This window comes from Cylindrospermopsis sp. CR12, assembly GCF_001432185.1.
Taxonomy (GTDB): Bacteria; Cyanobacteriota; Cyanobacteriia; order Cyanobacteriales; family Nostocaceae; genus Raphidiopsis; species Raphidiopsis raciborskii.
In genome coordinates this window covers 19,378-40,022 of the sequence record NZ_LMVE01000107.1, presented here as the reverse complement: position 1 = coordinate 40,022, position 20,645 = coordinate 19,378, and the positions used below count along the sequence as shown (strand labels likewise).

Sequence of the window (20,645 nt, the reverse complement as noted above, 5' to 3'; positions counted from 1 at the left end):
TTTGAGCTGGGGGGACATGCTTTATTTTAAACTGGGTGGCAAGAGCAAGCTGTCAATTTGATGAATCACACCATTGCTGGCACTAATATCTGGTTTGGTGATTTTGGCAGTAGTACCTTTAGATTGACCATCACTTACGTATACACTTTCATTTTTAATTTTGACTTGAATTGGTTCTCCTTGTAAGCTTTTAATTGGGCCCGATTTTAATTCCTCAGATCTGATTCTTCCCACCACCAGATGGTATTTTAATATGTCTACTAAAACTTGTTTATTTTTGGGTCTAAACAAATTCCGTAGCTCCCTTCTGGGAACTTTAGCAAACGCTTCATCTGTGGGAGCGAAGATGGTGAATTGTTCACCCTCTTCTAGGGTTTTTATTAGTCCTCCCGCTTCTAAGGACCTAATCAGGGTTTTAAAATTACCTGTGGACTTGGCTACCTCAATGAGATTTTTTGCCTCAGTATCTTCCGGTATAAATATTGGTAGTTCCGGCGGTTTTGGATCCGGACTGGTAGTGGGTTGGTTGGGGGTTGGTGGGGTAGTTATTGCAGGATTGGATTGAACTATCTCCACTTTACTCCCCAGAGATGGTAAATCCATGCCCAAACCGATACTGGTTAATCCCACAATCCCCAGGAACCCGGTGAATACTTTGACTTGACCAAATCTCCAACTGTTTCTCAAATTAGCTCTCAGTTTAAATTTCATAGATTTTGTTTGTTAGTATTTTTTGCCGTTAATTAGTTGACCGTGTCATATCTTATGAGACCATGGGAAGAAAAATATTTATTTCTATCCCAGGTGTTAACGATAGGAGTATATAATGGAGGATATATACAAATCAAGAAGTTTATCAGTTAAGAAAATATGCTGGAATTATATCAATGGGAATTATCTCACTATTCAGAGAAAGTACGTCTATGCCTTGATTATAAAGGCTTGCAATACCGCAAAATTGAAGTTACACCGGGCATAGGTCAGTGGGAGCTTTTCCGCTTAACTGGACAAAAACAGGTTCCTGTGTTGAAAGATGGTAATAACTATATTGTGGATTCTAGTGAAATCGCTAAGTACCTGGATCTGGAATATCCCGATCGCCCTTTAATACCCAAGGAGCAAAAAAAACGCGCCCAGGCACTATTATTAGAAGATTGGGCTGATGAAACCCTTGGTGTTCTAGGACGTAAAGCCTTTTTCGCTGCTGTTAGTCAAGACCAGTCTTTTCGTAAATCACTTTTACCTCTATCAACTCCAGATTTTCTCAAATCTGTAGTGGTGGGTGTTCCTGGTGATATTTTGAGTGTCTTAGGTGTGGGAGTTGGTTTCACTCCAGATGCAATTAAATCGGCGATCGCCAATTTGAAGCAAGATCTAGAAATCCTCATGGAACTATTATCGGATAGTCCCTACCTACTGGGGGATGAACCCTGTATAGCAGATCTAGCTGTAGCGGGATTATCAATATTATTGAAGTTCCCCACGGGTCCCTATTTAGACTTACCAGAATCTCTTAGAGGCAAGGGTCTACCTATTTTAGCAGATAATCTTGATTATGAGCGATTCTTCTCTTGGCGCGATCGCATTTATTCACAATTCAGGAAACCTTTAACGGGTCAAACTCCTGCTACCACCAGCGGTCCAAGTTCCATAGAAATTGATTAAATAGGACTGTGACCTAAGCCAGAACGCTAGATTTGGTGGCGTGAGTACCGGATAGGCGTTCTGGCACTAACCAGCTATTTTTTTAGATCAACTGAAATGAGTTTAAAATGAGTTCTGGAAATCCATTAGGTTCGGTTATTAGAGGTTCTTTAACCAAGGGGTTAGAGATCAGATTACACTCTGATGTCTCCGTAGAAGATATGCGTGTTGGTAAATTTCTGGTCATCCAAGGTGTCCGTTCTCGTTTCTTTTGCATGGTGACCGATGTTGCCCTAGGAACGGCAAATGAACGGATTATAGCCAGTCCTCCCAATTGGGAAGATACTTTTTTAAGGGAGGTTTTGGCTGGTAGCAGTACCTATGGTATCGTCACCTTGGCACCAATGCTCATGTTTACACCAGAAGATACGGAGCATACTTTTAACGGTAAATCTGCCCAGAGTTCAGCATTTTCTGGGAATGGTTTGGCATCTTTTCAGCCTCAAACCGCAACCACAATGGAACTGCTACCGGTAAAAACCATACCTACTCACTTTAGTCAGGTTTACGAAGCTGAGGAATATGATTTTCGCAAAGTTTTTGGATGGGAAGACGATCAGCAGCGCAAAAACTTCTCTATTGGTAAACCCTTGGATATGGATGTGCCAGTTTGTATTGACTTAAATCGGTTTGTAGAAAGGAGTAATGGGGTTTTTGGTAAATCTGGAACTGGTAAATCCTTTCTCACCCGGTTACTTTTAGCTGGTGTTATCCGTAAAAATGCTGCTGTTAACCTAATTTTTGATATGCACTCCGAATATGGTTGGGAAGCGGTAGCAGAGGGTAAAGAAGTAAGCACGGTCAAAGGTCTCAAACAACTATTTCCTGACAAGGTAGAAGTTTACACCTTAGATCCGGAAGCGACTAAGCGAAGAGGTGTTAGGGACGCACAGGAGCTATATCTCAATTACGAGCAAATAGAAGTAGAAGATCTGAAACTTTGTGCCAATGAGTTAGGAGTTAGTGATGCTTCAATGGATAGTGCTAGCATTCTATATAAACAGTTAGGTGACCGTTGGATTCCCGAATTGCTGGGAATGACAGGGGATGACATCAAATTGTTTTGCGATGAAAATCCTGGTCATGTGGGGTCAATTGCAGCTTTGCAGCGCAAACTAATGCGACTTGAGAACCTGAAATATATACGAAACGCACGTAAAGATAACTATATTAAGAAAATAGTGCAATCTTTGGAAGCTGGGAAAAATGTGGTGATAGAATTTGGAACACAGTCAAACATGCTATCATATATGCTGGTAACCAACATGATTACCAGACGTATACATGATCACTATGTTACCAAAGCGGACAAATTTTTGCACACCAAGAATCCGCTGGATAAGCCAACACCACTAATGATTACAATAGAAGAAGCCCATAGGTTTCTTGATTCCGCAGTAGTTCAAAGTACCATATTTGGCACCATCGCTAGGGAGTTGAGGAAGTATTTTGTCACCCTTTTGGTGGTTGATCAGCGCCCATCGGGAATAGATAATGAAATCATGTCCCAGATTGGCACCCGGATTACAGCTTTGCTAAACGACGAAAAGGATATTGAGGCGATTTTTACCGGGGTGTCGGGTGGTAGTGTCCTACGTTCAGTATTAGCGAAGCTGGACTCTAAGCAGCAAGCCCTAATCCTAGGTCATGCTGTGCCGATGCCTGTAGTAATACGTACTCGGGCATACGATGGAGTGTTTTATAAAGAGATTGGCGATGTAGATTGGCAAGAGATGTCGGATGTAGAGGTTTTTGCTGCTGCCAAGCTGGCTAAAGCAGATTTGGGTTTTTAGTGGTGAACCAGAACGAGACTTTTGCTTTGCCAATTTCGTAATATCTACCACGGAAAAACTAGGATTGGTTCGGTTATCAGGTAAGCTGTGGTAACACCAAAAACCACTCCTCAAGTCATAATGGACGAATGTATAGCTGGTGGATTAGCAAGTCCCCAGAGTTAATAATATAGCAGTGATGGGATTGTCGTAACATATTCCTGGGTTTTTAGGAACAAGGATCGTGGTGACAGCGTCGTGATTACAAGTACACTAAATTAACGACTGTAGTAAATGATATTGATATAAACGACTGTGATAGTTTTAATCAGCTTTGAAATCTAGCTTTGGAAATGTAGCTCGACTGAAAATATACCTCCTTATCATAGCAATCAGGAGATAAGCGGGGAAGTAGTCTAAAGAAAGAGTGATTTTGTATAGGTGTATATAGAGTAAGGGGTAAAGTACTAATGTCTACTGTTAAAAAAGAAAGTGATAACGGAAAAACCAAATTGACAGCGGATATGGTGCGAACCTATCTGCGAGAAATTGGTCGCGTACCCCTGTTGAACCGGGAACAGGAAATAATCTACGGTAAGCAAGTGCAGCAAATGATGCTCTTACTGGAAGCTAAGGAAGCACTAACTAAAGAACTGGGGTATGAACCAAGTTTATCAGAATGGGCAATTTATGTTAACCAGTCTGAGAACGACCTGAAACATAAAATATCTACGGGTAAGCGAGCTAAGCAAAAGATGATTGAAGCTAACCTAAGATTAGTCGTAGCAATTGCCAAGAAGTACCAAAAGCGGAATATGGAATTTCTGGATTTGATTCAAGAAGGAACTCTGGGATTAGAACGGGGAGTAGAGAAGTTTGACCCTACCATGGGTTATAAGTTTTCTACCTATGCTTACTGGTGGATCCGTCAAGCAATTACCAGAGCAATTGCTCAACAGGGAAGAACTATTCGTCTCCCCATCCATATTACCGAAAAGTTGAACAAAATCAAAAAAGTGCAAAGGGAGTTGGCGCAAAAGTTAGGGAGGTCTCCTTCACCGACGGAGATTGCCAAGGAATTGGAGTTGGAACCTGCTCAAATTCGAGAGTATTTGAATATAGCTCGTCAACCGATTTCCCTGGACGTGCGAGTGGGTGACAATCAGGATACAGAACTGCAAGAAATGTTGGAAGATCATGGCCTGTCACCTGAGCATTACACCACCCAGGAGTTTTTGCGTCATGACCTCAATAACCTATTAGCAGAACTGACTCCTCAGCAGAGAGAAGTTGTGATTTTGAGGTTTGGGTTAGAAGATGGGAACGAAATGTCTTTAGCGAAGGTTGGGGATCGGTTGAATATTAGTCGTGAGCGCGTTCGTCAACTTGAACATCAAGCTTTAACACATTTACGCCGTCGTAGAAGTAATGTAAAAGAATATGTTACTAATTAGTTAGGGGCTGAGGGTGATCGCTTGTTCTATGCTATGGTTTTACCATCAGCTGCGATCGCCTGCATTACTGAGGTTTAAGAACAGGGTCTCATTCGATTCATCAGTACTGTCGCCAATAATCGGGACCTTGACTGTTAGGAGAGTGTTCCCACCGTAAAAACTAAGGCTACCATTGGTGGCAATCATTACCAAAGGTAAAAGCTTTTGTGCCAGAATTACCCTCTGTTTGGGTGGCATTGGTAGATGCGATCGCTAATCCAGTATCATCATTCTGAGCGGAACCCACCAAATTACTAGATTGGGTAATCGGTAAACGAGTATTACAAGACCGACGTTGTTTGTGGATTGAATTATCGGTTCCCCGGGAATCATCTTTGACGGATTCGGAAGTGATGGATATTTGGCAGGTTATAGTTAATTACTGGCGATCTCATTTTCCTCCTCTGCGCAGTTAATAATCTACCTTCTTGCCAACTTTGCTATATAATCGTCGGAAGTTGGTGAGTGGCCCCCGGGGCTTTAGTATATTAAATAAATTTACTGAAATTAGTTATGGTAGCAGTAGCAATTCTCGCAGCTGGTAAAGGTACAAGAATGAAATCCCGCCTCCCTAAGGTTTTACATCCTCTTGGTGGCAAGTCTTTGGTGGAAAGGGTTATTGATAGTGTTCAACCTCTAGCACCTACTAGAAAGTTTGTGATTGTTGGATATGAATCCCAGATGGTTAGGGATGCTTTAAGTAAAAATTCGGGTAAACATTCTAATTTGGAGTTTGTGGAGCAGTCTGTGCAACTGGGTACTGGTCATGCTATTCAACAACTGCTTCCCTATTTATCTGATTATGATGGTAATCTGCTTATTTTAAATGGTGATGTTCCTCTACTCAAAACGGAAACCTTACAGCAGTTACTACAAACCCATCAGGAAAATGACAATGCTTGTACTATCCTCACTGCTAATCTGGCTCAACCGGATGGTTATGGCAGGGTTTTTTGCGATGATAATCAAATAGTTCACCAAATGGTTGAACATAAAGATTGTACCCATATACAAAGAAAAAATAATCGTGTTAATGCAGGTATTTATTGCTTCAATTGGCAAAATCTGGCAACCATACTACCCCATTTGGATAATAATAATGTGCAAAAGGAATATTATCTCACTGATGCGGTGGTTCAAGTCGGTAAGGTGATGGCCGTGGATGTGAGTGATGAACGGGAAATTTGGGGAATTAATGACCGACGACAATTGGCTGATGCTTATCAGCTTTTGCAACAACACATCAAGGAAAAATGGCTCCTAGCAGGGGTGAGCATCACAGACCCAAGTAGTGTTACTATTGATGAAACTGTGGAAATGGAACCAGATGTGATTATTGAACCTCAAACCCATCTGCGAGGAAAAACTTTAATTCGCTCTGGTAGTCGCATTGGACCTGGAAGTTTAATTGAGAATAGTCAAATAGGAGAAAATGTTACGGTTCTATATTCCGTAATCACAGATAGTTTGGTGGAACAAGGAACAAAAATAGGACCCTTCGCTCACTTACGTGGTCATGTGGAAGCTGGCGAAAATTGTCGTATTGGTAATTTTGTAGAATTGAAAAATACCCAACTAGGCGATCGCTCGAATGTGGCCCATCTTTCTTATTTGGGTGATACAAGTACGGGCACACAGGTGAATATTGGCGCGGGGACAATTACTGCTAATTATGATGGGGTGAAAAAACACAGAACTAGAATAGGCGATCGCACTAAAACTGGATCCAATAGTGTTTTAGTAGCACCAATTAGCATAGGTAATGATGTATATATTGCCGCAGGGTCAACGGTTACAGAAGATGTGGAAAATGATGCTTTGGTGATAGCTAGAAGTCGTCAGGTGGTGAAACCGGGGTGGAAAATCAAAAGGGAATTAGCGGAGTAAGACCTAACCTAGCTCCAGCTCTTCCCAGATCCTAATTAAACTTGATTAGATGTTTTGCTCGCTCAACTCACGGGTGATGTAGTCAAAAGGTTCATCTACAAAAGCAGCGTTGGCCACACCAGCAGCTATAGCTTGTTCTCTCGCTAAGTCTTTCATAATTTGAATGCCACGCACAGTAGAACCTATGGGTACATCTAAGGAGTTGTAGGTTTCTCTAAGACCTTGTAACACCCGTTCATCTAACACGTTCATATTGGCTGCAATCAGGGCATAAGTAACATAACGAAGATAATAGTCCATATCGCGTAAGCAAGCAGCATAGCGACGAGTTGTGTAAGCATTGCCACCCGGACGAATTAACTCTGGTAGTTCCTCAAATAGTTTAGACCCAGCTTGTTTGACAATAGCAGCAGCATTAGCATTAATAGCAGTAGCAGCTTGGACTCTGGATGTGCCACTGTCAAAGTAGGACCTGAGACTATCCAGTGCATTTCGGTCAAGATACTTACCAGCTAGGTCATAACTGTTGATTAAAGTTGTAACTGCATCGCGCATTCTGTGTTTCTCCCAATAGTTAATAGTTACTATCTATGATTAGATATTAAAGTTGGTTCCACTCATCTGATATTTGTCATTCCTTTAGAACTGGGGAATATCAAATAATCCATTACATAAGAATTCTATGTTAAAGTTGACCCTGGTCATATAAAGTTTCTTATCTTGTAAAAATGGTGTTAAAAAACTTAACATAACCCAGAAACTTGAACAATCGTAACAAACAATACAACCTTGGTAGGACTCTAGTCTTTAGGATATTTCAGATGGTGTATTATGAGCTAAATTAACCCCCAGCAGTTAAAGTGCTTAGGTAAGGATTAGTGTAAATTAAAAGACTGGCTACAGAAGGAGTAACAATGACAACCCCACAAGAAGTGTTAAAGATGATCCGAGATCAAAACATTCAAATGATTGATCTCAAGTTCATAGACACACCCGGAACCTGGCAACATCTAACGGTTTACCACAATCAAATTGACGAAAGTTCTTTCACCAGTGGTGTACCTTTCGATGGTTCTAGTATTAGAGGGTGGAAAGGGATTGAAGAGTCAGATATGACCATGGTGCTGGATGCTAGCACAGCTTGGATTGACCCTTTCATGCAGGAACCAACTCTCAGCATTATTTGCAGTATTAAAGAACCCCGCACAGATGAGTGGTATAACCGCTGTCCCCGGGTGATTGCTCAAAAGGCTATAGATTACTTAGGAACCACGGGAATAGGTGATACGGCCTTTTTTGGTCCAGAAGCAGAATTCTTTATCTTTGATGATGTGCGTTATGACCAAACCGCTAATGAAGGTTACTATCATGTAGACTCTGTGGAAGGTCGTTGGAATACTGGTAGAAAGGGTAAAAATGGGGAAGCTGATGGTCCTAACCTAGGTTACAAAACCCGCTTTAAGGAAGGTTACTTCCCCGTGCCCCCCACTGATACCTTCCACGACATGCGCACGGAAATGTTGTTGACTATGGCTAAATGTGGTGTCCCGATTGAAAAACAACACCATGAGGTGGCTACAGGTGGTCAGTGCGAACTTGGATTCCGCTTCGGCAAGTTAATAGAAGCTGCTGACTGGTTAATGACCTATAAATATGTAATCAAAAATGTGGCTAGGAAGTACGGTAAGACTGTTACCTTTATGCCTAAACCCATTTTTGGTGATAATGGTTCCGGGATGCACTGTCACCAGTCTATTTGGAAGGACGGCAAGCCCTTATTTGCTGGTGATAAATATGCCGGTATGAGTGATATGGGTCTTTACTATATCGGTGGCATTCTTAAACATGCTCCTGCTCTACTAGCGATTACAAACCCAACCACTAACTCTTACAAACGTCTTGTTCCTGGTTACGAAGCACCTGTGAACTTAGCCTATTCCCAAGGTAACCGTTCTGCTTCTGTACGTATTCCTTTAAGTGGAGCTAATCCTAAAGCTAAACGTTTAGAATTCCGCTGCCCTGATGCTACTTCTAATCCCTACTTAGCTTTTGCTGCTATGCTTTGTGCTGGTATCGATGGAATTAAGAATAAAATTCATCCTGGTGAACCTTTGGATAAGAATATCTATGAACTTTCTCCAGAAGAACTGGCTAAGATTCCTTCTACTCCAGGTTCTCTGGAACTAGCTTTGGAAGCACTGGAAAATGATCATGCTTTCTTAACCGAAACAGGTGTGTTCTCGGAAGATTTCATCCAAAATTGGATTGACTATAAGCTGGTGAATGAGGTCAAGCAGTTGCAGTTACGTCCTCACCCCTACGAATTTTTCCTTTATTACGATTGTTAATGCCAATCTTCTCTTAGGAATCTTTCTCCACAGTCAACTCCACCAGTATAGCTTTCGCTCCTACAAAGCTAACTCCAGACAACAACAGGAGTACAACCGTTTACGGTTGTACTCCTTAATATTTTCAGGCATGCGGAAACGTCCTTTATACCGTGTAGAAACGACACACTAAAAACACACCCTGCGCCCTTCATCAAGACAATTCTTAACGCACGCCCAGGTAATGAGGAATCTTTAGCTCATGGTCGCACCACTACGGCTATAAAGACTTTGAGTGGTAGGATCTACTTTCCCTTGAATTGGACTCCAATAGTGGCAAGTTTCTTCGGGTAATCCCAACTCTTGGGCAGACCGCATTAACATTGATTGCTGACGGTTTTTAACTTGTTGGTGTTGACGTACCATTAAAGCACGGGACTTTTCTTGGATAGACATATTTTTTTCCTCTTCTTTTTTGATGTGGATGGGTTTTCTGTTCCCACTTCTTCATAGTAACAGGGAATTCCGTAACTTAAACTACCAAATCCCAAATTGTTACAAAAATTTACAATCAAGTTATGGGTTTACAATAAGTAAGGAAAAAACGCCAAGCAATCTTGATCCTGGTATATTTAGTAAAATACTTTTATGTTCAACGACTTGATAAAACTCAGCTATCAAACTTGCCAACAAGGAAAAACTTACTTTAGTCTGGCTCATAAATTCTTGGGTACGCGAGTTAAAAACCATCTTTACCCTAACTTGAACAAGTCTCAACCAATTTCTCAACAGGCGATCGCAAACCTACAAGACAGACTCAATAGGTTATTAGAATCAGATTGGCAAGATGCCCAACAAGGTGTATATCCTTATGATTTACTATTTGACAATTCCTGGTTAGACTTCTGTTTATACTATCCTGTGATGTGTGTAGATATGCTCCAAGTATGGGAAAGAGCAAACCGTCAGCAATATCAAGATTTTTCCCAACCACAGGAAGAAAATATCTATCCCAGCTACTATTTGCAAAACTTTCATCATCAAACAGATGGCTATTTAAGCGACCTTTCTGCCAACTTGTATGACCTGCAGGTAGAAATCCTATTTAGCGGGACTGGGGACGCCATGAGACGTCGTATTCTATCACCTCTCAAGCATCAAGTGAAAAAATTCTCCAACCATATCCGTATTTTAGATGTAGGTTGTGGCACTGGCAGAACCATAAAATTACTGAGAGGAGCAATACCTGAAGCATCTCTATTTGGCGTTGATCTATCCCCCAATTACCTGCGCAAAGCCAATCAACTTCTAGCTGAAAATTATACTGAATTACCCCAGCTCATCCAAGCCAATGCGGAAGAACTACCCTATTTGGATAATTATTTCCATGGGGTAACTAGTGTTTTTCTGTTTCATGAATTACCAGCAGCAGTGCGACAAACAGTAATTGAACAATGTTTCCGAGTTATTAAACCAGGAGGAGTTTTCATTATTTGTGATTCCATTCAAACAAGTGATTCTCCTGACCTAGTTGATATAATTAACAACTTCCCTCGCACATTTCATGAACCTTATTATATCAATTATAGTCTTGATGATTTAGTAGCAAGATTAGAGAAAGCAGGTTTTAAACACGTAGAAACCCAAGTACATTTCTTGAGTAAGTATATAATTGCTTGTAAACCTGTTTGACCTGTTTGATAAATAGAGTTGGGACAGCCAAAAACACGCCAGGAGAGACAGATAAACCCGTCTCTCCTAGCATTCGGTGTTTAACCCAGGGAGAAGTCAAACCCGAAAATATGGTCAGAAAATATTTGGTTTGTTGCTGGAGTTCTGTTATCAACTTACGTCAATCTCAACAACCTTGATGCTTTTAGTAGTTACAGAGGTTATTGGGTGAACGTCAAGCCATTAACTAGTTGTATTTCTGTCAATACAAATCAATTGTGAACCTAAGAACAGAAAATGTAGTGCATTAACTGTGAATGTTTCTGTTATGGAAAGAGTACAAAAAATTAAACACCCATTAATTTTTTGGCTTTTAGCTGCAAGCAAAGATCCTTGAGGAAGGGAAAATGGTTCAACAAGTAGCTCTTAGGCTAAATGTGTTTAAGCTAAAGAAATAAATCCCAAAAACTCTATTGACTCTTTGCGTCCACTACCACGGTGGGGTGCTGGTTCCTCGGGTTGATTAGGACTGGGTTTAGAACTGTCTGCAAGCAGTAAACCCCTTCCGGAATTAGAGGTTGACAACCGCGAAGGATTGGTGAACACAGTTTCGTGATGAAAAGCTAAGGAACCGAGTATCATACTTGATACTAAAATTGAAATGGCAGCACGCATAGTAGATGTCTATTTTAGAACTCTCTGGTTAACTTATACTTACCTATCACCCATGAATCCGGACAATTTTGAAGAAATCGATTGACTTAATCTAAATTGAACCACACTCAATCATATTATCTCAATATGTTTTGCAAGAATCCAGCTACCAGAAGAATTTAAACATCCTCTGATGCAAATCTTGCAATTGCAATTGAGAACTTGCAACTGTTGGTTAACAGATGACTCCAAAGTAACAATTTTCCAAGTTAGAAAAGACAATTCCGGGCAATTTGTGATAGTAAACTCGTAATCTTGTTTACCGATTCGATTAAAAATTCCTATCCAACAATCATGGTTTAACTGATTATGTTCATCAATTGATAAACCTGAAAATGATGGAAATTCAACCAATGGATATCCCCCCCCAGAGGTTAAAATGTTACCACTTGGGGGATAGGTTTCCGGATGATTTAAAATGTCAATTTGCCACTTCAACCAGTCCGGATGATTTATGGGTAAATTGAATAGGGGAATAACTGCTGTAGGTGAGTGCTTATCAGTTAATAAAGCCATTTGTAGCGTCTTCACTGGTAAATCTCTTGGTTGACAATTCAGCTCACAACAGAGTGCTGCTGCCATACCAGCAGCTTGTCCTATACCCATAACTACAGGTTGAAGTCTAGTTGCACCGTTAGCAATGTGAGACACGGAAATATTTTTCTCACATACCAGTAAACCATCTATGGATTTAGGGATTAAGGAGGAATATGGAATGGTGAAAGGAGTACCGGTCCAACGTCCTCCCCAGAGAAGAGACTTAGGTTGTAGGGGAAACTTTATGCCCGGATAGTGATGATCATTGGCATAGTTACCAATAGCAACCGTATCCTTCATAAGAGGTGCTACGGAACCGTTGGAGAGGGGCAAAAGATCCTGTTCACAGATGGTAGTAACCCCTTGTAAGCGACGACCTTCACGAAAATAGGGGTGAAGAGCAAAAGCTGGAGATACACTAGGAAAAGCTCCTTGGGCCAGACCATAACGCCTACCGAAACTGGTTTGAATGTAACGGGCGAAGTTTTGACTGTGCCAGAAACACTCTTGATAGAACTCATTCCTTGCTTTTGACTCTAACAACCGACTAGTTCCTTGACCGTAGTCATTACCACAAATCGGCCAGTTAATCATAAACCAATTTTGTGGCAAACGTCCATAGTTTAAAAATTTTTCTTTTCCATAGTTTTCCCAAGCTCCTACAAACAAAGCTGGGTCATAATTGGGTGCGGGAGGAATTTCTGGAGCGAGAACCTCCCCAAAATCCTCCATTATTACCACCCAAGTTGGTGCTTGTATGGGGTATGTTTCTGTGAGGGAGTTAAAACTGCTGGGGGCGCTGGGTTCTCCCCATTCAGATTGCAATTCCCAACCCCAACGATAAGGCACTTCTCCTAAAGCTAAAACGTCACCTAATTCCGTGCCATCCAGAATTATTTGGGCATAAATAGTACAATCTGCAAAATTTACACCTACAATCCGATCTCCCTGGCGTAATACTTCTAGGGGAGTTCTGTAAGTAATCCATTGTAGATTAGGTAGTTCTTTTACCCAGTCAGCGAAAATTTCCGCTCCCACCTGGGGTTGATAACTAAAAAAGCTCACCCAGCTGTTATTTAGTCCTCCTGACTGTCGTTTTTGTAACTCCCGGATAAAATCTCCCCACATTCCTGTTTGGAAGGAATTTAATTCATTACCATCGGGTGCACATACACCAGCACTAGTTAACATCCCTCCCAACCAAGAAAACTCACTCACCAGAATGGTTTCACATCCCCTGCGAGCTGCTTGAATAGCAGCAGTGGTTCCCCCAGCTCCTCCACCCACCACTAAAACATCAGTTTTATATATTTTGTCTAAACTCATTAAATTCAAAGTTAATTAAAGTTAGTATAGTGAAACATTGTACTCCACAATTATCTACAGTTATCACAGTGTCCACAACGCCAATTTTCTCTACCTTTGTTAAAGCCAAAGGATTGTAATAAAAACTGCCAACGACAGTTTTTAGTTTTTAAAAATTCAACCATTTGTTGAGCAGCGTTAAACTGTGTTCTGTTCTGATGAATATCCTTATCCAAAATTTGATAATGAAAAGGGTCATTCCAGAGTAGTTTTCCACTGCTATGGAGTAGGGAGAGTGCTGTCGCGCCATGTTGAAATTCTTTAACTACAGACTTAACTTCTCCCTGTAGTGGTAATTTTTTAATTAATTCTTGAGCTTTTTTGTATTGTTGTAATATTTGCTGCTGAAAAAACTGTTGTCTTCTTTGATCTTCTCCATCAAAAAAACCGGTTGGTTCACTGATAAAAGTTAAAACTTCTGCGACCATTCCATCTCTTCCTGCACGTCCAATTTCTTGAACATATTCTGATAATAAATATGGAGCATGAAAATGTATTATCCACCTAACATCAGCTTTATTTATCCCCATGCCAAAAGCACAAGTACACACAACAAATGATTTTTTTCCATGCAACCAACTTTTTTCTATGGCTCGTCTTTCTTCCCCACTTAAACCCCCATGGTAACTAGCTGTATCATAGCCAAGATTGATTAACCATTGAGCCAATTCTTCACTGTCTTTGCGAGTTCTAACATAAATCAATCCTGTTTGATGGGGATGGAGTTGAAGGAACTTTAATAATTGCTGTTTTCTTGCTTTTGGTGTCCAGACAGTTTTGACAGTAGGTTGTAAATTTTGACGATAGGGATTAAGTCGATAAATATCAGGTTGTTGTAATTGCAAAACATCCCTAATAATGTTTTGTGTACTGTGGTCAGCGGTAGCTGTAAAAGCTGCCACACTAATTTTTGTTCCCGGTGGTTTGGTGTTTAATAAAGCTGGACGCACGGCGGCTAAACGACGATAAACAGGTCTAAATGTTTCTCCCCATTGCACCAAACAATGTGCTTCATCTAATATTAAGGATGTAATTCCTATGTCGGGATGGGATATTTTTTCCCACACAGCAGAACTGAGGAGAGTTTCTGGTGATAAGTATAATAATCTCAACTCTTGTTTAGTAATAGATTTTAAAACCTTATAACGTTGACTAGCAGGTAATTCACTGTGCAGCAGATCTGCCTTTTGATTCCTTTGTTTTAGCTCTTCAACTTGATTTTCTATTAATGCGATTAATGGTGAAACTACCAGAGTTAAACCATTGTTTAAGAGGGCTGGAAGTTGGAAACAAATAGATTTTCCCGCCCCCGTAGGCATAATAATTAAAGCATCTTTCTGTGAGAGCAAACTATTGACTATTTCCTCTTGCGGAGGACGAAAATTTTCATAACCCCAAATCTGTTTCAGGTTTTTACGTATTTCTTCTGATGTTATTTTCATAAAAAAGTGCTTATTGTTTTCCTGTAATTATCTTAGAACTATATAGTATTATATCACACTCATTTTACGGAGGAAGAGGTGATTTGTTATGATCTAATGGGATTTGAGTACAAAGTCAATTATGAAAATCTGACTGTTAATTCCCCCAGACTATTGGCTGATTGGTGTTGAAGTTGAGTACATATAAACCGAACCTTCTATAAATAAATTCTCGTACCCTGCAAAATAAATTCTCGTACCCCCATACCAAAAAAATTTTATTTTCTTGACTGGGTAAGGGTTACAAGCTTTGAGTACTATGTTAATGATTTTAATATTTTCAATGACTGGGGGTAAATTTAGTGCTGAAATGGGGACTGATATAAACATTTATAGGATTTACGCAGAGATTCCCCTCTACCCCCCGAATTTACTAGACGTAAGTCTGGTGAACTAGGGGGGACTTCTTAAATCTTGATTCTAAATTTTGCCTTTACAAACCTCGATGTAATTTGATGGATTTGCTAAATAATAACTTTTACCTAGCGAAGCGGAAAATGAAATTAAAAATTCTGAATCTGCTAGTAGTTGGTTTAGTTACTTTTGTAGTACTTTCTCCAGGAATTATCATCTTTAATTTAATTTGGGGAAAGCATATAGAGTTAGTTAGAACACAGAATTTGTCTGAAGAATTTACCAAAATTAATCAGGAGCAAATTAATCAATGTTCTGATCCTTCATTTCTTCAGACTCAGAGTATTAATTATCCCCCATCTCTAGGTGATAGAATAACCGATAAAAGATTATTGCCAGTCCATAATTTTTTAGGTTCATTATATCAAATAGTCCAAAAATACCAAATTATGACTATTTTACAGTGGTTACTCGTCGCTGTACCTATTGGTATTGGTTTGGCAATACTTGTTTACGATAGATATCTGGTTTATCGTAGTGCTGTTTTCAGGGCGCAGGTGGAAATGTTGGAAAGACTTTGGCAACAAAGTATAGAACAATAATATCTTCCGGTCACTTATTCACCATGAACTAAATTACTATGTCAGAAGAACGCCAAAATCAGTATTTTAATTTGATTGATGAGTTATTGAAATGTCCTAATGGTCAAGAACCAGAAGTGCTGGAAGCTCAACCAGAACTAATTGATTCTGGTTTGATACATACAATGCTACAAGTTGCAACCATGTTTGCCCATGAGGGAAATCAAGATGGAGCGCAATTTTTGTTTTTTATAGCACGAGAATTGGCTAAACAGTTGGGTTTATATCCCGATCTTTCATAGGATTGTAAGTCAGGATTTATTATGCTATTGACTGCAACGGAAGCTGGAAAGATAGCCCTGGAGTTCCTATTAGCTGACTGGAACCTAGCAGAGGAATATCGAGATTGGTTTACTATTGTTCACTCCCGCTTAATGGGTGAGTATTGGTACACCGTAGAATTGGGTGTTGAGGGGTTCCCAGATCGATGGTTTATTCATGTTTATGATTCTGGATCCTGTAACCCCAATTATAGTTTTAAATCCCCTATTTCTGGCACTGATGGCTATGTTGATTTGAAATCTTTACCACCGATTATTGCTGATGTTTTGGTAGCTGAAAGGAATTCTCGTTAAGGGACTTGGGGATCTGGGGTAAGGTCAGATATAAATAATATATAAATTGTCAGGTTTAAATAACAAAACTATGTTATGATTATTTTCATAAATAGTGGTGATTAACGCTGATTAACACTGCAAAAATATCCATCAGAAATATCACTCCAATGATTACTGAAGATATCTTAGCTCAAGAATTTGCCAGAATTGTTGACCATTATTATCCCGATTTGGGGGAAATATTGGCAATCTGTCATGTGAAGGTGGTTACTTCTTTTTGGGGAAGACCTCCTAAACGTTTTCAATATGTGGCTATCTATTGTCCTGGGAATGTTATGCCTTTGGTACAATCACAAAGGGCAATTTTGAGAGAGGTGGCAGAAAATATGGGTCTAATTCAAGTTGTTTGCATGAATGCTAAACGATTACTACGAGATCCATTATCTAACCTAAAACACTCGCAACCGCGACTATGGTTGGATCTACACCTAGTATCGGCATAGATCCACCATAATGGAAGACAGGAATGGATTTTCAGACCTGGTCTTCCACCACTTTCTAAACAGGTTGAAAGTTTAGAGAAACACCATTCATACAGTATCTTAGACCTGTGGGTTGGGGTCCATCATTGAAGACGTGTCCCAAATGTCCACCACATTTGCTACAATGAACTTCCGTTCTGGTCATGAATAGGGATCGGTCTACGGTTGTGGAAATAGCTCCTTCTATGGGTTGAAAAAAGCTGGGCCAACCAGTGCCACTATTATACTTGGTGTCAGAAGTAAATAGGGGTTGTCCACAACCAGCACAGACATAAGTACCTGGTTCATAATTCTTGTCTAGGGGACTAGTATGGGAACGTTCTGTCCCATGTTTTCGCAGCACCTGAAACTGCTCCGGTGTCAAAATGGATTTCCATTCCTCGTCCGGTTTGTCAATGATAAATTTTGTATCTTCTGTAGACATAAGTAATTAATTCCCTTTGGTTAACTTTAAATCCAGAATGGATAACTTATCTAGACCTTGAGCATAAGTAAGATTATACTGTAAAGGAGTAATACTAATAAGGTTTTGACGGATGACCTCTACATCCGTGGGAAAGTTTTTAGGTAGGTTTAAACCCGCAGGTGGATCTACTTCTTCTAACACTTCCCCTGTTAACCAGTAATAGGTTTTGCCACGGGGGTCTACCCGTTTATCAAAAACATCAACATAGCGACGCACTCCTTGACGGGTTAAGGTGACACCGGCAATTTCTTCCCAGGGAAGGGGAGGAATGTTCACGTTGAGTAGCATTAAATCCGGTAAGGGTGCTAAATGGTCAACTAGTAGTTGGGCAAATTGAGCAGCTGGTTGGAAATCCTTGTGAGTGTGACTGGTGAGGCTAAACGCTATACTGGGAATACCTTCAATCATACCTTCCATGGCCGCAGAAACGGTTCCTGAGTAAAGGATTTCCGTTCCTAAATTGGCACCCTGATTAATTCCAGAGAGTACTAAATCGGGAGGAGAATCCAATAATGCCCAGAGTGCTAACTTGACACAGTCCGAGGGAGTGCCATCACAAGCCCAAGCTCGTATATTGGCATCAAATACCCCTTCCACAATTTCTGCTCGAATGGGATGATGTAGGGTCAGTCCATGTCCCGTTGCTGAGCGCTCTCGATCTGGACATACTACAGTTACATCGTGACCCGCCCTGGCTAAAGTGTTAGCCAAAGTACGAATGCCCAAAGCAGAAACGCCATCATCGTTACTAACTAGTAATCTCATTTTAGGCATTAAACTCACTATCACAACTTTATCAAAATTTTGAGTCTAAAAGCGGTACCGTTTCTTTCTCACCTTTTCTTGTTCCTGAATCTAGTGCTTCAGGATTTCCAACTGATCACCGAACTAACCGAACTAACAAAATATCTAGGACTCCATAAAGCGTTTTTTTTCTACGCAAAGCGCTTGACATTTGCTGTAGACCAAGTTATACTCAAATAAGGGAGCAGTTTTACAAAAAGTGAGGTTGCTTGTCAAAAGTCAAAAAAATAATGGGCGTTTAGTCTAATCTAATCAAAACAGACTAACTTCTGTAATGATGCAGCAAACATTTTAAGAAAAGTAAATGACTAGTACTTTAGAAAATCAACTTTTAGCTTTACGTGAGGAAGCACAAACGGCGATCGCCCAAACTGAAACTCGGGAACGCCTGGAAGAGCTACGAGTTAATTACTTGGGCAAAAAGGGACAATTAGGAGTGCTTTTACGCAGTATGGGAAATATGAGCGCCGAAGAACGTCCTAAAATCGGTGCGATCGCCAACACGGTTAAAGATAGCATCCAAGAAAGACTGGAGTTGAGAAGGAGGGAGTTAGAAGCTCAAGAGATTGAGAGACAACTAGAGTTAGAGACTTTAGATGTGACTATGCCTGGCACATATCGACCTCAAGGAAAGATACATCCTTTAAATGGTATAATTGACCAAGCTATAGATATATTCATGGGCATGGGTTACACCGTAGCTCAGGGGACTGAAATGGAGACGGACTACTATAACTTTGAAGCTCTGAATACTCCTCCAGATCACCCAGCTCGTGATATGCAGGATACCTTTTATTTACCGGATGGAAATTTATTGAGAACTCATACCTCCTCAGTACAGATTCGCCATATGGAGAAGGAGGAACCACCGGTGAGAATTGTTGCTCCGGGGAGGGTTTATCGTAGAGATGATGTGGATGCTACCCATTCAGCGGTATTTCATCAGATTGAACTTTTAGCAGTAGATGAAGGTTTAACCTTTACAGATTTAAAAGGAACCGTAAAAGTATTTTTACAATCAATGTTTGGAGATCTACCCATAAGATTTAGAGCTAGTTATTTCCCTTTTACAGAGCCTTCGGCGGAAGTGGATTTGGAATGGAATGGTAGATGGTTAGAAGTGATGGGGTGTGGTATGGTTGATCCTAATGTATTGAAATCTGTAGGTTATGATCCAGAAATTTATAGTGGTTTTGCTGCGGGTTTTGGTGTGGAGCGTTTTGCCATGGTTTTACATCAAATTGATGATATCCGCCGTTTATATAACAGTGATTTGAGGTTCTTACGCCAGTTTTAATGGTTATTGAATGGTAAATGGTAAATACAAATAGTACGGAATATGAACACAACATTAAAGGACTTCTTGCCAGCTTGTGAAAATTTAGGAACTTTACGACTAATTGTTACTAGCAGTGCTGCTGTTTTAGAAGCAAGGGGTAAAATAGAAAAGTTATTCTATGCGGAATTAGCTAAGGGGAAATATGCCAATATGCACAATGATGGGTTTGAATTTCATTTGAATATGGATAAAATTGTGGAGGTAAAATTTGAGACAGGGGAAGCAAAAAGGGGTAATTTTAGCACTTATGCCATCAGATTTTTAGATGAGAAGAAAGAAGTGGCGCTGAGTTTATTTTTGCAGTGGGGTAAACCCGGGGAATATGAACCGGGACAGGTAGAAAACTGGTTACAATTAAGGGAACAATATGGTGAAGTTTGGGAACCTTTACCGGTTACGAGTTTATAGCCATGAAATCATGGAATATCCCGCCGATGTTAACACCTATTTTACATGGCTATTCCTTGTTCACGCTTTGAATTCAAACAGTCAAATTATAACCAGATTGCCGTATGTCAATATCTAATCCTACAAACCTGACCGTAGCAGAAGCGAAAAAGATCCTGAACAAGTTTAACTGCTTAGATATAGCACCGGTTCTCAAACCCTTGGAGAAAGCCCTAACTCGGGAAGCAATCATCCTGATGACAAAACGGTCTGACTATCAAATTTTAGGGATTTGTGCTGATAATGTTGAACAGGGAATATTAGCTATGAAAACCTATTCTCACGCTTTTGGTTATCAAGCACCGGATGATTTACCTCATCCAGAAGGTCCAGTGTATATCAAATTAAATGGTAAAAATGGACTGTGCTACTTAGATAGTTATGTGGGACATCATCGTGGAGTCTTAGTTTCCTGTCAGTCCAACTATCCAGGTGGTGTGAATGAAATGTATGGACATTTACCCCTTGATTTATTTTTGGTTTAGGAAATGGGGAATGGGAAATGGGAACAGTTATAAATACTTATACTTAATCGAATTAAAAA

The 20,645-nt window shown here is 40.2% G+C and carries 21 protein-coding genes; 13 read left to right on the top strand and 8 right to left on the bottom strand.

Translation table 11 applies throughout. The features are described 5' to 3' along the window. Window positions 1-21 precede the first annotated feature (21 nt). Window positions 22-711 (bottom strand): fasciclin domain-containing protein, encoded by a 690-nt coding sequence (locus ASL19_RS12730; protein WP_057178635.1) that lies wholly within the window; start codon window positions 709-711, stop codon window positions 22-24. A 159-nt stretch (window positions 712-870) separates the two neighbouring features. Between ASL19_RS12730 and ASL19_RS12725 the strand changes: the two genes are divergently transcribed. The 4 genes from ASL19_RS12725 (at window position 871) to glmU (ending at window position 6,856) form a co-directional block, all read left to right on the top strand. After that, entirely contained in the window at window positions 871-1,665 is a 795-nt protein-coding gene (locus ASL19_RS12725) for a glutathione S-transferase family protein (protein WP_006277311.1), read from the top strand. Window positions 1,666-1,772: 107 nt separating this feature from the next. Further along, on the top strand, window positions 1,773-3,497 hold the full coding sequence (locus tag ASL19_RS12720; RefSeq protein WP_057178634.1) for an ATP-binding protein: 1,725 nt from the start codon (window positions 1,773-1,775) through the stop codon (window positions 3,495-3,497). A gap of 449 nt (window positions 3,498-3,946) precedes the next feature. Next, on the top strand, window positions 3,947-4,930 hold the full coding sequence (locus ASL19_RS12715) for an RNA polymerase sigma factor, RpoD/SigA family (protein WP_057178633.1): 984 nt from the start codon (window positions 3,947-3,949) through the stop codon (window positions 4,928-4,930). 552 nt (window positions 4,931-5,482) lie between these two features. Next, window positions 5,483-6,856 carry a bifunctional UDP-N-acetylglucosamine diphosphorylase/glucosamine-1-phosphate N-acetyltransferase GlmU gene (gene glmU / locus ASL19_RS12710; protein WP_057178632.1) on the top strand — a complete coding sequence of 458 codons (1,374 nt, stop codon included), beginning with the start codon at window positions 5,483-5,485 and terminating at the stop codon, window positions 6,854-6,856. A gap of 45 nt (window positions 6,857-6,901) precedes the next feature. Here the strand turns inward: glmU and apcB are convergent, their stop codons facing one another. Further along, window positions 6,902-7,411 (bottom strand): allophycocyanin subunit beta, encoded by a 510-nt coding sequence (gene apcB / locus ASL19_RS12705; protein ID WP_057178631.1) that lies wholly within the window; start codon window positions 7,409-7,411, stop codon window positions 6,902-6,904. Window positions 7,412-7,770: 359 nt separating this feature from the next. Between apcB and glnA the strand changes: the two genes are divergently transcribed. Next, window positions 7,771-9,204 (top strand): type I glutamate--ammonia ligase, encoded by a 1,434-nt coding sequence (gene glnA, locus ASL19_RS12700; protein ID WP_057178630.1) that lies wholly within the window; start codon window positions 7,771-7,773, stop codon window positions 9,202-9,204. A 234-nt stretch (window positions 9,205-9,438) separates the two neighbouring features. Here glnA and ASL19_RS12695 read toward each other — a convergent pair whose 3' ends face one another. Further along, window positions 9,439-9,639: a hypothetical protein gene (locus tag ASL19_RS12695; protein WP_006277303.1), complete on the bottom strand. Its 201-nt coding sequence runs from the start codon at window positions 9,637-9,639 to the stop codon at window positions 9,439-9,441. Between the two features lie 192 nt (window positions 9,640-9,831). Between ASL19_RS12695 and ASL19_RS12690 the strand changes: the two genes are divergently transcribed. Next, on the top strand, window positions 9,832-10,875 hold the full coding sequence (locus ASL19_RS12690) for a class I SAM-dependent methyltransferase (protein ID WP_057178629.1): 1,044 nt from the start codon (window positions 9,832-9,834) through the stop codon (window positions 10,873-10,875). A 420-nt stretch (window positions 10,876-11,295) separates the two neighbouring features. Here the strand turns inward: ASL19_RS12690 and patX are convergent, their stop codons facing one another. The 3 genes from patX to ASL19_RS12675 form a co-directional block, all read right to left on the bottom strand. Beyond that, window positions 11,296-11,529: a heterocyst-inhibiting protein PatX gene (gene patX / locus ASL19_RS12685; protein ID WP_006277301.1), complete on the bottom strand. Its 234-nt coding sequence runs from the start codon at window positions 11,527-11,529 to the stop codon at window positions 11,296-11,298. A gap of 111 nt (window positions 11,530-11,640) precedes the next feature. Beyond that, the gene (locus ASL19_RS12680) at window positions 11,641-13,431 is read right to left on the bottom strand and encodes an FAD-dependent oxidoreductase (RefSeq protein WP_057178628.1); all 1,791 of its coding nucleotides are present in this window, start codon (window positions 13,429-13,431) and stop codon (window positions 11,641-11,643) included. Between the two features lie 50 nt (window positions 13,432-13,481). Next, on the bottom strand, window positions 13,482-14,912 hold the full coding sequence (locus ASL19_RS12675; RefSeq protein ID WP_057178627.1) for an ATP-dependent DNA helicase RecQ: 1,431 nt from the start codon (window positions 14,910-14,912) through the stop codon (window positions 13,482-13,484). Window positions 14,913-15,448: 536 nt separating this feature from the next. Between ASL19_RS12675 and ASL19_RS12670 the strand changes: the two genes are divergently transcribed. The 4 genes from ASL19_RS12670 to ASL19_RS12655 all read left to right on the top strand — a co-directional run bounded on the left by ASL19_RS12670 (window position 15,449) and on the right by ASL19_RS12655 (window position 17,006). After that, on the top strand, window positions 15,449-15,907 hold the full coding sequence (locus ASL19_RS12670; RefSeq protein ID WP_057178663.1) for a hypothetical protein: 459 nt from the start codon (window positions 15,449-15,451) through the stop codon (window positions 15,905-15,907). 38 nt (window positions 15,908-15,945) lie between these two features. Continuing rightward, entirely contained in the window at window positions 15,946-16,188 is a 243-nt protein-coding gene (locus ASL19_RS12665; protein WP_006277295.1) for a hypothetical protein, read from the top strand. 21 nt (window positions 16,189-16,209) lie between these two features. Further along, complete coding sequence (locus ASL19_RS12660) at window positions 16,210-16,521, top strand: hypothetical protein (RefSeq protein WP_006277294.1); 312 nt, start codon at window positions 16,210-16,212, stop codon at window positions 16,519-16,521. A 149-nt stretch (window positions 16,522-16,670) separates the two neighbouring features. Beyond that, window positions 16,671-17,006, top strand: a complete 336-nt coding sequence (locus ASL19_RS12655; protein WP_006277293.1) for a hypothetical protein — start codon at window positions 16,671-16,673, stop codon at window positions 17,004-17,006. Window positions 17,007-17,061: 55 nt separating this feature from the next. Here the strand turns inward: ASL19_RS12655 and msrB are convergent, their stop codons facing one another. After that, window positions 17,062-17,469 (bottom strand): peptide-methionine (R)-S-oxide reductase MsrB, encoded by a 408-nt coding sequence (gene msrB, locus ASL19_RS12650; protein WP_057178626.1) that lies wholly within the window; start codon window positions 17,467-17,469, stop codon window positions 17,062-17,064. Window positions 17,470-17,475: 6 nt separating this feature from the next. Continuing rightward, a complete protein-coding gene (surE, locus tag ASL19_RS12645; RefSeq protein WP_040009056.1) occupies window positions 17,476-18,276 on the bottom strand; it encodes a 5'/3'-nucleotidase SurE in 801 nt (266 codons plus the stop codon). 343 nt (window positions 18,277-18,619) lie between these two features. On the opposite strand from surE, the gene pheS reads away from it, so the two are divergent. The 3 genes from pheS to ASL19_RS12630 all read left to right on the top strand — a co-directional run bounded on the left by pheS (window position 18,620) and on the right by ASL19_RS12630 (window position 20,586). After that, window positions 18,620-19,612, top strand: coding sequence for a phenylalanine--tRNA ligase subunit alpha (gene pheS, locus ASL19_RS12640; RefSeq protein WP_006277290.1), 993 nt, complete (start codon window positions 18,620-18,622; stop codon window positions 19,610-19,612). Between the two features lie 42 nt (window positions 19,613-19,654). Beyond that, on the top strand, window positions 19,655-20,062 hold the full coding sequence (locus tag ASL19_RS12635; protein WP_057178625.1) for a ChuX/HutX family heme-like substrate-binding protein: 408 nt from the start codon (window positions 19,655-19,657) through the stop codon (window positions 20,060-20,062). Between the two features lie 104 nt (window positions 20,063-20,166). After that, window positions 20,167-20,586: a DUF1824 family protein gene (locus ASL19_RS12630; RefSeq protein ID WP_006277288.1), complete on the top strand. Its 420-nt coding sequence runs from the start codon at window positions 20,167-20,169 to the stop codon at window positions 20,584-20,586. The last annotated feature ends 59 nt before the right edge of the window (window positions 20,587-20,645 follow it).